We start from the raw sequence: 13,185 nt of genomic DNA on the forward strand, positions 1-13,185 counted from the left end.
AGGCTTATGACCAGCCTTGACTTGTAGGCTGGACAAGCCCGGCAGGAGTTATCGAATTCAAAAGTAGAAGTTTCCATAGGCTTATGACCAGCAGTTTACACAATCAGTCTTGATGTGTAGACTGAATGGTTGACTTGTAGGCTGGACAAGCCTAATATAAATTTTAAATAAATATTTGAGAACAGATTGTAAGATCAAAAGAGCGTCCTAGTTAACTAGGACGCTCTTTTAGGTAGGGCTTATTTAAATTTTTCAAAATAAAATCTAAAAAAAGTAGAATTAATTTATAAAAAGCATGCACAAATATCATTAATTATCCCAAATAGGATCATAATACTTCAAGGTTTGGCGATACCTATAAGAATTTATCGGAAATTGTTTTTGAAAAAGTAGTGGATAATCATGGTTATTTGAGAATTTTTTGAGAATCGTATGTTATAATTAGTTGTCAGTTTTCAGTAAGTTATAAGATTAGAAAGGGGGAAATGATTATTAGATACAGACTACCACAGACCAAACACAGACTAAAAACAATTAAGAGATAATAATTAATGACTTAAAGGATTTTAAAAGTTTAGTGGATAGTCTGGTGTAAGTCTAGTGTCAAAATAAGAGAATTATCAACTACAGACTGACACAGATAACAATTGACACTTACATTGACTACTGACACTAAACAGGGGGGATGAAAGATTGAAAAAATTTAGCAGAGTATTAATATTACTTTTAGCACTCATTTTAACATTAACTGCTTGTACAGAAGATCGTAGTAATGCTAAGCAAAATGAGCAAGAAACGCAAAAAGTACAGGCTAAGAGTAAAGAAGCAAATAGTAAGCAGGATAAGAGTGAACAAGAGCCATATTATAAATTATCAAAAGAGCAACAACAGAAGGTGCACTTAGTCGTTAAAATTATAAGAGAAGATGTAGATTCCGGAGAAAAGTATGTAACAAGAATAGAAAAGTATGATAAGTACGATAGACTATTGAATGAAATTGATAAGAATGAAAAAGGCGAAGTAACTAGTTATGAAAGATATAAATATGGTGATAATGATAAATTATTAGAAGAAACCAGAAGCAGATCAATGTTAGGCGGAGGTATAATGGGAATTACTAAGGATTATAGTTATAATGACCAGAGTAAGAAGACGGGATATATAGCAAAGAATGAATGGGGAGTTAAGTGTGGAAAAGGTATTTACAATTACTATGAAAATGGTAATTTAAAGTATAAATATACTAATGATCAGTATCGAAGCCGAGAAAAAAAGTTCTATTACAATAAAAAAGGAGAAAAAACGAAAGTAATAGATGATGTTGATGGTATCTTTGAATTGCATGCTGTTTCTCATTTTAAAAGAGAGTATGATGAGCAAGGCAGATTGATAAAAGAGACGGAGATAAGGAATATAGATGGGCAGTTTGGGAAGAAGAAGGCAGAGATTACTACATATTATAATAGATTTGGTGAGAGTAAAGAATATATAGAAAGAATAAATGGTAAAATTGATACTTGGTTTCAGCGAGAGTATGATGAAAATGGCAATGAGATAAAATTTGTGTCTAGAGATAGTAATGGAACTATAAAGAGAATTAGAAAAAACAAATATGATAAAAATGGAAATAAAATAGAGGATTTCAGAAGGGCAAGAAAAGATAATGGTGAATTTTGGATAACATTTTGGATTGAAAGTAAATATAATGAAAAGGGCAGATTGGTTAAAGATATTTTTAAGAATAAAAATGGAGAATCTGGTGTAATTATGCACTTTAATTATCAAAAATTAAAAAGTGAGGGGGAAATTTAATGGCTAAGATAGTTGAATATTATGAAAAAGCTGGAGAGTACTATGTAAGAGAAGATTGGCAAGATATTGAAGAAGGTAAACCCTGGGCAGAATGTCCATATCCAGAAACAGCAAAAGATGCCATTGATAATTTAGCAACATCTTACACCAACGCCCTAAACAACGCCGAATGGATAGCCGAAGGCGAAGCTAAACAGGCTTTCTTATCTGCAAGTGATGTAATAGTTACATTCTTTTCATCTAAAGACGATTCAATGCAATCATTATTTGGAGATTTAAGTGGTATGAAAGAGGAATATAAAGGACTTATAACAGGTAGTTCAGTTGCTATGTTTGATTACTTATCTAAGCAGATGCCTGAGTCTTTAGATGGTGAATTTATAACAAAGGTTGGAGTAAAAGAAGGTGATTCAACTACGCGAAATCCACAAAGATTTATGGAAACCTATCAGAAATCAAAGCAAGCAAAGAATACTTATGAATTATTTTCAACTACTAAGGATTTAGTAGAATTAAAAAGAGGAATGTCCCTTGAAAAGCAATTAGCAGAGAAAGTAAAAGAGGCTGGTAAAGCTGGAAATGATACAAAAGTCAAGGATTTAAGTAAAAGGTTAGAGGAACAGATTAATAAAGACGATACGAAGCTAGAGAGTCTAAAAAATAAAGCTTCTCAAAAAGGGAAAGAGATTATTAGTGAATATTTTGCTATTTGGGCTCCCGCAGTTATAACGGTGATGTATGATCCTAAATACCGAAATATGAATTGGAAAGAAATAAGGAAACATCCAGTGCGAGAACAAGAAATAAAAACTGAAATAAAAAATAGAATTATCTTTGAAGCTAGATGTAATATGTTCGCAGCTAAGGCAATGGGCTGGTTATCATCCTTAGGAATAATCTTATTAAAAGTAGGCATGACATGCAAGAATATATTAGATAAGGTAGTCTATGGAATGTTAGGACTATTAATTGTTCATTCGGCTCAATCTATTTCGAATGGAGTGAAAGCAGCCTATGGTGAATATCTTAAGCAGAAAGAAGATGAAACTAAAGACGAAGATAAAAATAAGAATGTAGATATATCATGGAAGAAGATAATTTCGTTAGGATTAGAAGTAACAAAGGATAATCTATTAGATCTAAAAAAGTATGTTGGGGCTAGTAGAATGCACTTTACATTTCCTTATGAAACTAAAGGATATAATCCAAATCAGGATATAAATTACATAATAGTAGAAAAAGAAATAGATGCCCCGGGGGTATTTGAGGGAATGAAGGCATTCTTAGCAGAGGATAGCTTAAATTCTTTAGCAGTTCAATTAGATAATACGACTTTGTTTAATTCAAATAATCTTAGTGCAGTTACTAATAAGATAACAAATAAGGATATTTCCATAGATTATAGTAAACTTGTTAAGCAAAACTCTCAAAACTTAGCCAAATTTGAAATTAAGAATGGAAGCACTAACTATATAGGAGTGGTAGAGCAGATAGGTCATTTTTATCAAGAACAGATAAAAGAAGAGGAAGATATAGAGTTTACTGCCTACTATAACTTTAATCAGCAAGGGGATAAGAAGATTAAAGAGATTTTAGATGAAGTCTTTAATGGTGATCCTACGAAAGTGTCAACTGAGAATTTAAAATATTATGATACTGCCCGAATAGATAGGAAGCTTAATTCAGAAAAGCAATCTAAAAATATCAAAAATGTAATAGTACCTAATAACAATAATAAAATTAATAGATATTTAGATGACTTAAGTAACTATTTTGGAGAAGAGTATGCTAAAAGATTACTTAAAGAAGAGACAATAATAGTAATAACTAATGGTTCAGCAGATATGTCTCCAAATATACTTACAGTCAAGAGTATAGATATAATAGATCAAGAAGCAAAGAAGTTTGGTTTAGACTTAAGTAACGACCCTTTATCATATAAGATAATATTAGATGAATTATTTAATAAGAAATTTATTAGAAGTAATTGGGTGGGAAATACAATAGATAGTAGCTTAGATTATAATTATATTATCTTTGAAAAAGAGATCCAATCAAGAAATCCAGCGGATTATATTGATAATAAGAATCATGATTTTTTTAAAGTAGGTAGAAATTCAATATCCGGTAGTATTAACTTAGAAACTGATAAATCACAAAATAGTACTAGGGTTGATAATAAATCTGGTATGAAGGAAGATAAGACAAATGATATTAAATTATGGACAGGTATAGGAATGATAAATTACTATAAAGAAGAAGAATACACTAAAGACGTGATAAAAAAGAGTAAGATAATAATTAATGGCGAGCAGATAGGTAGTAATTTAAAAAGAAGATTAGAAAACGAATATCTGACTCTAGGAGATCAAGTTAAGTATCAGGAATATGTAGAAAGTTTTAAACAAGATAACAGCAGAATTTTAGAAGTAATTTATTATTATACCTCATTTGAACATTTCTTTAAAATTTTAAAAAAGAATACTTTAAAAATCAAATATAGGGTTAAATATAAAGATCAAAGTAACAATAACAGTAACAGCTCATGGAATGTATTGATGATTAGAGAGTTTGATGATTTAGATTATAATATAGACTTACCGGATAAGGGTTATAGTCTTCCGGGGTTAAATCATAATAGGAAATATGATTATAATAAAGCTTTAAGTAATAGTTCACTTAGCTTAGAAGGGGTTACAGATAAAGCAAGGGGTAAGTTAAGATTAAATGATAAGTATATTAAGGGGAAAAATTTAGAGGTATTAAGAAATAAAAAGCCAAGACTAGTCTATAAGGTAATGGAAAGCGATATGTTAAGAGAGATAGCAGAGGAGTATTTAGGAGAAGCAAATCGTTGGCGAGAGTTAGAAAAAGAGGATGGTAGTAATTTTACTGAAGAAGAAGCTAAGAAGTTAAAAGTTGGTTCAAAAGTCTATATCCCAAACCAGCTTTCGGAAGTTACAGGTCATCAAGATGAAACTAAGAATAATTATGTTAAGGATAATAGAGATAATATATATATCAATTATTTTGATGACAAGCAAGAAACAAAGACTCTATGTATTGAAGGTTTCCAAGAAGGCGATTATGGCTTATGGGTAGAAGAGAAAGCCCCTTATTACTTAGATGGAAATAAGATAGTTAGTAAAAATGGTAAAGAGGCTTCTAAATCTGAAATACTTGCCATAGAAGAAAACAAATTTCTAGAAGAGGAAGAGCGAATTAAAGATAACTTCCTTTGGATATATCCCGAGGACACGATAATATTCCCAGATGAAAAAGAAGAGAGTCAAGAGAATAGTGACTCTCAAAAGTCTTCCAAAGCAGCAACAGCCTCCACAACAAGTGGAGAGGAGAATAAGAAAGATAAGAAAAAAGAAGAACAGCAAGAGCAAGAGGGTGAAGATACTTCTTCTATTGCACGAGGTAGTGGTTCAGAAAGATTATATGTCTGTAATGGAGCAAAGCTGAAGTGTAGTTTAGGGACAGGACCGAGTACTCTAAGTGTTGCAGATAAATATCAAGTTTATATTCAAAGTAAGCCTATGGCTACTATTAAAGATACTAGCATGAGTAAATTCGGTAGTAAATGTAAGAGATCTAGTGACCCAACACCGCCTTGTACTCCTAAGCCAACTGGTTCTTGGCAAGGTGGTAAAAATGACGTTACTATTCATGATATACCTACATTACTTGAAACATCTACAATAAAATGTGGTTATGGAGGTTCTATTAAGATTACTAATCCAGGACAGAGTTTAGTAAGGGAGTAAAAGAGATTAAAATAAAAAGTCCCTAATGCTATCATACGCATTAGGGATTTAAAGCATTGTTTATTTAATTTCTACCGCCTTTAACCATAGGATCGCCTTCATAGCCAAGAGCTTCGAAGTCAATTCTATCTCCGCCTAAGTGGCAAGAACCACAGTTTAGAGCTTTTTCTTTTGGTACTACTTCGTGACTAATACCGATGAATGTCTTAGTAGTTTCAAATGTATATTCACCGCTATACTTTAATCCACCAGCTTCTGCACCAGCTTTAAGGGCTTTATCCCAATCAAAATGTCCCCAGAAGCCTTTGAACAGATGTGGTGTAATTAATTGATTATACTTAGCATCTGCAGGTTGCTTACTAGTAAACTCTTTGAATGGGTAAATTTTAGACTTTTTATCTTCAATACTACCTACTGGTTTAGCAAGAATAGTTGGACCATCTGGATTGATCTTATCCCCAACTAAGTAATTTTCACTCATTCCGTTATACCATAAATATGTAGGTTTAACATTCTTCCTTTTCACGAAATTACCTTTTAACTTAGAATCTGCATCTTTACTACCTGCTGCTGACCAATCCCATTCCATTTTAGTCTTAGACTTTTTAGAGAATTCTGGGATGTGACAAGTCTGACAGGCAACAGTTTGAGCATGTTCATTAAGAGTAGCATTAGCTTTCTTAGAAATATTACTGCTATTATGAGGCTTGTCTGTATGACATTGAGCACAAGTTACTGTACCTTCACTGCCTAATACATGAATACTTCTACCAGGGATTTTATGATCCTTAGTAACGTGACAAGACTGACAACTCATATCAGCTCCATCAGTACCCATATGAACATCATATTCTCTATTAGTATGGATTAGTTCTTTTTCAATGTCTCCTTCTTTAACGTTATTACCGCCACCAGCATAAGCATGACAAGATAAGCAGTTTTCACGTGTAGGTTGTCCAACACTTTGAGCTGCTTTAACTAAATCTACACTCTTATCTGGTCTACCCCAATCTTTCTTAGCTTTCTTATACTTTGATAAGTCAGCGTGGCAGACAAGACAGTCTATATTAGTTTGGTCTTCAAAACTGAATTCTTCAGTTCCATAACCATAACCGGCGTGACATTGGGCACATCTTTGTTCATTTGCTGGAGTAGAGATACAGAAACCATTAATGTCATCTTTCTTTCCTAAACTCTTATTTTTATTTCCTTTAATAGTGGAAGTTTTTCCTTCCCATTGATAGTGGATTGAATGTTGAACATCTTCAGCTTCTTCTGAATGACAAGAAATACATTTTTTAGTTACATCTTTTCCGCTATCAAATGGACCTTTAATAAACATTGAATGATCCATAGCCATTACGGTGCTTGAAACTACAAATAATGTTAAAATAAATACAATACCTAATGTTAATTTCTTACCCATTATTTTCTCCCCTTTTTATATAGTATTCTACTTGAAATTAATTAAATTATTTTAAGTATGATTATTCACCTCCCTTTTAAAAAATAAAATGATATTTATCAATTATGCCATTTATTAGATATATTCGACAATAAGAAAATATATCCTGCAATACTAAATAATAATTTGAACAAAATGTGAACACTAGGAAGAGTGTATGACCGGGGGTAGGAGGGGATGGTTATATTAAATTTTAAGTTGGATAGAATGTATATTATATATTATCTAATAAAATCAGGAATTTTAAATAAATTTTTAAATATCATTGTGATACTTTCTTAAATATGTTTTAATTATAATAGAGTATTTAATATAGATAATTTATTATAAAAAGGGATGTGACAAGAAGTGTTTAATAAAATAACAGATGAACTACTACCTATATTAGCAGGATTATTTGTAGCAACTATATTTGGATTTTCATTTTTATTTACTAAGGAAGGTTTAGAGGTGTTAGCTCCTTTTCATCTATTAGGCTTTAGATTTGCAATAGCGGCCATAATATTAACGGTATTAAAGATATTAGGGATAATTAAAGTCAATTTTAGAGGTAAAAAACTAGGAGTATTATTACTTTTAACTACATTTCAGCCAGTGGCTTACTTTATATTTGAAACTTTAGGAGTGCAGATAACGTCTTCTTCGGAAGCTGGGATGATGATTGCTTTAATTCCTATTTTTGTAACTATATTGGCTGCTGTTTTTCTTAAAGAAATCCCTAGTAAGCAGCAAGTTATTTTTATTACTATTTCAGTGGTAGGGGTATTATTTATAATAGTAATGAAAGGAAATTTAGATGTAAAAGGACAATTAAAAGGATTATTCATTCTGTTAGGTGCTGTTATTTCCGGTGGAATTTTTAATATATTGTCTAGAAAATTATCATTAAAATTTAAACCAGTGGAGATTACTTATATCATGATGGTAATAGGTGCTGTAGTGTTTAATGGAATATCTATCATTCAACATATAGGAGCAGGAATGCTCAAGCAGTATTTTCAACCATTAGAGAATTTAAATGCTTTAATTGCTATTATTTATTTAGGAGTTCTGTCTTCAGTCCTAGCATTCTTCTTATTGAATTTCATGTTATCAAAGATAGAAGCTTCTCGTTCAGCAGTATTTACAAATTTAACAACAGTTATTTCAATAATTGCTGGAGTAGTATTTAGAGATGAACCTTTTTATTGGTTTCATATTATAGGAGGAGGTTTAATCTTATTAGGAGTCTGGGGTACTAATTATTATGGTAATTATGAGCCCAAAAAAGTTGTATCTAGAACTTATAAAACTTAATTTTAAATATTAGTTTTTAGTTAAAGTATTAGGAGAGTATAATAAATAAAAAATTTGTTGACAGTGATTAATAATTATGTTATCCTATTTAAGAGAATATTTACATGAGAATAGTTGAAGATAGAGGCGCAGTGACTAAGAGTACTTCTAAGGAGTTAAGTGTAAACTATGACTTAGAATGAAAGGAGTTATTGCCGAAGCTTTAAAAATTGCACTAATTTTTAGGGTTGGATCTATAATTAATAGTTATAGAACTGTCACTGAATGAGTGAAGTGCTATCTTATATACTGTGAATGAGATTTTAACGGTTATGAGATAATATCATAACCGTTTTTTTAATATCAGCATATAAATATATAAATCATTCATAAAATATTTATAAAAAAGAGAATGGAGGAAGGAGTAGTAAGTATGATATTACATGGTACAATGGAAATTAATGAAAAGGCAAATTTAGAAATTGGTGGTTGTGAAGTAACAAAAATAGCTGAAGAATATGGAACGCCGTTATATATCCTTGATGAAAAGGAAATTAGAGATAATTGTCGGGCGTATCGACAAGCTTTTGAGGAATGGTATCCTAAGTCAGAAACTATTTATGCAAGTAAGGCTTTTATGTCGATGACTATGTGTCGAATTATTGAAGAAGAAGGTTTAGGTTTAGATGTGGTTTCTGGTGGAGAATTGCATACTGCTTTAGAAGCCAATTTTCCAGTAAATAAGATTTATTTCCATGGAAATAATAAAACACCAGAAGAATTAGAAATGGCTTTAGAGGCTGGAATTGGTAGAATTGTAGTAGATAATAATTATGAATTAGATTTATTAAATAGCATAGCAGGTGAAAGAGATGAAGTAGTAGATATTTTAATTCGAGTAACTCCAGGAGTAGAGGCTCATACTCATAGTTATATTCAAACAGGACAGACAGATTCTAAATTCGGAGTTGGAATTCAAAATGGTTTAGCTTTAGAAACAATTAAAAGAGCGGTTAATTTAGATAATTTATCGGTTAAAGGAATACATTGCCATATTGGTTCTCAGATTTTTAATTTAGAATCTTTTGGATTAGCAGTAGATGTGATGCTAGATTTCGTAGAAACTGTTAAAGATGAAGTAGATTTAGTTATGGAAGAATTAAATCTAGGCGGTGGGATTGGTATTAAATATACTGAAGAAGACCTGACTGTAGATATTGAAGAATATGCTAAGATAGTATCTAATGCTATTGAAGAGAAGTGCGAAGAATTAGGGATCCCTCTACCAAAGGTAATTAATGAGCCGGGACGTTCTATTATTGGGACAGCAGGTTCTACAATTTATACTGTAGGTTCTATTAAAGCAATCCCTGATATTAGAAAGTATGTAGCAGTAGATGGGGGAATGCCGGATAATATTCGACCAGCTCTTTATGAAGCTGAATATGAGGCTATTATAGCCAATAAAGCAGATCAAAGCCCAGATGAAGTAGTCTCCATTACTGGTAAATGTTGCGAATCAGGAGACATGTTGATTTGGGATATTGAGTTACCTAAATTAGAAAGTGGAGATATTTTATTGGTCAGTTGTACAGGCGCTTATGGGTATTCAATGGCTAATAACTATAATAGTTTACCTAAACCCGGGGTAGTTTTGGTTAATGATGGTCAGGTTGAAGAGGTTATTAGAAGTGAAACTTATGAAGATTTAGTAGCTAAAGAAGAAATTCCTAAACGATTAAAAAGTAATTAAATTTTACTTTCTAATTAATATATGATTATTTAAGCTAGATTTTACTTAATCAGTAGAATCTAGCTTTTTTAATTTTAACCTTATTATTTTAATGAATTTTAAAATTTGATTTAAATCATAGTTATATATTCTTTTATACGATAGGATGGTTACAAGAAGTGATGAGGGAGGTAATAAAGATGAATAAAAAATTAAAAGTTGTAATTATATCTGGAGGTTTAATCTTATCTGCTTGGTTAACTCATTTTTTAAATCTTAATCCTGTTTTCTTTAATATTATTATGATTTTAGCAAGTATTGTAGCTGGTTATCAAATTGCTATTAATGCTTTTAATACTTTAAAGATGGGAGTATTAAGTATTAATACTCTAGTAACTATTGCTGCTATCGGAGCCTTAATTATTGGTGAATATTGGGAAGCAGCAGCTGTAACCTTTCTATTTGTCTTTGGAAATTATTTAGAAGTTAAGACAATGAATAAGACTAGAAATGCTATTAGAGGGTTGATGGATCTTTCTCCTAATACTGCAAATGTTATTAGGAATAATGAGGAAGAAGAAATTTCAGCTAGAGAAGTAGAAGTTGGAGAAAAAGTAATAGTTCGACCAGGCGAAAAAATCCCAGTTGATGGTGAAGTAATAAAAGGAAAGAGTACAGTCAATCAGGCTTCAATTACAGGAGAATCTAAGCCAATAGAAAAATCAACAAAAGATGAAGTATATAGTGGAACAATTAATAAAAACGGTTACTTAGAAATTAAAGCTCAAAAAGTAGGTGAAGATACAACATTTGCTAGGATTATTCAGTTAGTGGAGGAAGCTCAGGAACAAAAAGCACCAACTCAGAAATTTATGGAGAAGTTTTCTCGTTATTATACTCCAGGGATAATTATATTAGCTATAATTATCTTCATGATTACTCAGAATGTAAGATTAGCTTTAACATTATTAGTAATTGGTTGTCCTGGAGCTTTAGTTATCTCTACACCGATTTCTATTGTTTCAGGGATAGGAAATGCAGCTCAAAATGGAGTCTTAATTAAAGGAGGAGAACATTTAGAAAAAGCTGGTGAAATAGATTTAGTTGCTTTTGATAAGACTGGAACTTTAACTAAAGGAGAAGCAGTTGTCACTGATCTTGTCGCCTTATCAGGGACAGAAGAGGATTTGTTAATTACTGCAGCAAATGCAGAATTAGGATCAGAACATCATTTAGCTCAGGCAATAATAGATAAAGTTGATGATGAAAATAGATTAAGTAAAGTAGATGAGTTTTCTGTGATAACTGGTAAAGGGATTATTGCTAGAACAGATAAGGATGAAGTTTTGGTAGGGAATACAAAGTTGCTTAGTGAAAATAATATTGAAACTACTACAGAATTAATTGAAGAAAAGGAAGCATTAGAGGTAATGGGTAAAACAGTAGTTTTTGTTGTGAAAAACAATAATATTTTAGGACTAATAGCTATTGCCGATGCTCCTAGAAAACAGGCTAAAGAAACAATAAATAAGTTGAAGAAATTAGGGATTAAAAAAGTTGAAATGTTGACTGGAGATAACGAAAGGATTGCTCAAAGTATTTCTGAAGAACTGGGGGTAGACGATTATCGAGCAGAATTATTGCCAGATAATAAAGTTGAAGCTATCAATGAATTACAAAAGGCGGGTTATACTGTAGCTATGGTAGGTGATGGTATTAATGATGCTCCTTCATTAGCAACAGCGGATATTGGAATTGCAATGGGAGGTGCAGGAACTGATGCTGCTATTGAAACTGCTGATATAACTTTAATGGCAGATAAACTTGATAAATTACCTTTTGCTATAGGATTAAGTAAGGCTGCAAATAAAAACATTAAACAAAATGTAATCTTTGCTGTTTTAGTTGTTTTTACTCTTTTAGCTGGAGTGTTAGGCCAAAAAGTTTTCCTTGCTTCTGGTATGTTAGTTCATGAAGCAAGTGTAATAATGGTGATTCTCAATGCCATGCGCTTATTACGATATGAAGTATAATTATTAAGCAAGGAGGTGGTCTTAGTGAAAAATAAAAAACTTTACTTAAAAGATCTCGCTTGTCCAGATTGTGCCCAAAAAGTTGAAAAAATATTAAACAAACAGACTGGTGTAAGAGAAGCAAAAGTTCATTACACTACTAGTAAAGCTAAGGTGGAATTTAACGAAGACGAAATAACAATTGATGAACTTAAAAAAGCAGTAGCTACTACGGGTTATGAGGTGGAAAGAGTTTCATAACTTAAACTATTACTTAAAGGTATTAATCCATCTTGATGGATTAATACCTTTAAGTTTGTGATTTTTATAATTATTTAATTTGTTTTTGGAGAGTAATATGATAAAATTAAATATTAAAGGGGGAAAAGCAGATGGATTGTTGTCAGAAAAATGAACTTTGTGCTAGTAAGGTTCCTATTTTTACCGAGCTAAGCTTAGATAAATTAGAAGAAGTTAACAAGTTGGTTAATAGGAAAGAATATAAAAAGGGAGAAATAATATTTCTGCAAGGACAATTGGGTAAAAAAATATATATTTTAAATTCAGGTCAGGCTAAGATCTATAAAACATCTAGGGATGGGAAAGAACATATTTTACGTCTTTTAAAAGAAAATGATTTTTTTGGAGAAATGGTTTTATTTAAAGAAGATTCATTAGATACTAGTGCTCAGGCAATTACTGATTGTATTATTTGTGAAATTAATAAAAAAGACTTAGAGCGGTTATTAAAGGAAAATTCTAATATAGTTTATCGCTTATTATCTGCTATTACTAGTCGTTTAAAAGAAGCAGAGCAGATGCTTGAATCTTTGGCTTTAGAAGATGCGCGTCAAAAGACTATCAGATTATTAGTAGATTTAGCACAAGAAAGTGGAGTTGAAACTAAAGAAGGTCTAGTAATTGAGTTACCACTCAGTAGAGAAGGATTGGCTAATTTGTTAGCAATGACTCAGGAGACTTTGAGTAGAAAATTATCTAATTTACAAACAGAAGGCATTATTACTATTCATGGGCAAAAAAAAGTTATAATAAGAAAAAAAGAATTATTAAAGAACAGTTAATGTCTCTTTGCTATCTACCTTTCTAAATACTTTC

At 31.3% G+C, this 13,185-nt stretch carries 8 protein-coding genes and 1 riboswitch; of the genes, 7 read left to right on the top strand and 1 reads right to left on the bottom strand.

From position 1 onward, the window contains the following. Window positions 1–693: 693 nt before the first annotated feature. Window positions 694–1,812 carry a hypothetical protein gene (locus B5D41_RS06645; protein ID WP_078809843.1) on the top strand — a complete coding sequence of 373 codons (1,119 nt, stop codon included), beginning with the start codon at window positions 694–696 and terminating at the stop codon, window positions 1,810–1,812. Then, window positions 1,812–5,585, top strand: a complete 3,774-nt coding sequence (locus tag B5D41_RS06650; RefSeq protein ID WP_078809844.1) for a DUF4280 domain-containing protein — start codon at window positions 1,812–1,814, stop codon at window positions 5,583–5,585. Before B5D41_RS06645 ends, B5D41_RS06650 begins: the two co-directional genes overlap by 1 nt. Window positions 5,586–5,649: 64 nt before the next feature. On the opposite strand, the gene B5D41_RS06655 is transcribed toward B5D41_RS06650, so the two are convergent. Continuing rightward, entirely contained in the window at window positions 5,650–7,011 is a 1,362-nt protein-coding gene (locus tag B5D41_RS06655) for a tetrathionate reductase family octaheme c-type cytochrome (RefSeq protein WP_078809845.1), read from the bottom strand. A gap of 387 nt (window positions 7,012–7,398) precedes the next feature. On the opposite strand from B5D41_RS06655, the gene B5D41_RS06660 reads away from it, so the two are divergent. From B5D41_RS06660 to B5D41_RS06680, 5 genes are all read left to right on the top strand, one after another. Next, on the top strand, window positions 7,399–8,346 hold the full coding sequence (locus tag B5D41_RS06660; RefSeq protein ID WP_234983907.1) for a DMT family transporter: 948 nt from the start codon (window positions 7,399–7,401) through the stop codon (window positions 8,344–8,346). 113 nt (window positions 8,347–8,459) lie between these two features. Further along, window positions 8,460–8,633: riboswitch (Lysine riboswitch) on the top strand. A gap of 125 nt (window positions 8,634–8,758) precedes the next feature. Next, on the top strand, window positions 8,759–10,078 hold the full coding sequence (gene lysA, locus B5D41_RS06665; protein ID WP_078809846.1) for a diaminopimelate decarboxylase: 1,320 nt from the start codon (window positions 8,759–8,761) through the stop codon (window positions 10,076–10,078). A gap of 179 nt (window positions 10,079–10,257) precedes the next feature. Beyond that, entirely contained in the window at window positions 10,258–12,090 is a 1,833-nt protein-coding gene (locus B5D41_RS06670; protein WP_078809847.1) for a heavy metal translocating P-type ATPase, read from the top strand. A 24-nt stretch (window positions 12,091–12,114) separates the two neighbouring features. Next, window positions 12,115–12,330 carry a cation transporter gene (locus B5D41_RS06675; RefSeq protein ID WP_078809848.1) on the top strand — a complete coding sequence of 72 codons (216 nt, stop codon included), beginning with the start codon at window positions 12,115–12,117 and terminating at the stop codon, window positions 12,328–12,330. Window positions 12,331–12,461: 131 nt separating this feature from the next. Further along, the gene (locus B5D41_RS06680) at window positions 12,462–13,151 is read left to right on the top strand and encodes a Crp/Fnr family transcriptional regulator (protein WP_078809849.1); all 690 of its coding nucleotides are present in this window, start codon (window positions 12,462–12,464) and stop codon (window positions 13,149–13,151) included. Window positions 13,152–13,185 lie beyond the last annotated feature (34 nt).

Source organism: Selenihalanaerobacter shriftii (genome assembly GCF_900167185.1).
In the GTDB taxonomy this organism is placed as follows: domain Bacteria; phylum Bacillota; class Halanaerobiia; order Halobacteroidales; family Acetohalobiaceae; genus Selenihalanaerobacter; species Selenihalanaerobacter shriftii.

Coding starts and splice junctions, on each gene's coding strand:
- B5D41_RS06650 (WP_078809844.1), top strand. CDS start 1,812: ATGGCTAAGATAGTTGAATATTATGAAAAAGCTGGAGAGTACTATGTA.
- B5D41_RS06655 (WP_078809845.1), bottom strand. CDS start 7,011: ATGGGTAAGAAATTAACATTAGGTATTGTATTTATTTTAACATTATTT.
- lysA (WP_078809846.1), top strand. CDS start 8,759: ATGATATTACATGGTACAATGGAAATTAATGAAAAGGCAAATTTAGAA.
- B5D41_RS06670 (WP_078809847.1), top strand. CDS start 10,258: ATGAATAAAAAATTAAAAGTTGTAATTATATCTGGAGGTTTAATCTTA.
- B5D41_RS06680 (WP_078809849.1), top strand. CDS start 12,462: ATGGATTGTTGTCAGAAAAATGAACTTTGTGCTAGTAAGGTTCCTATT.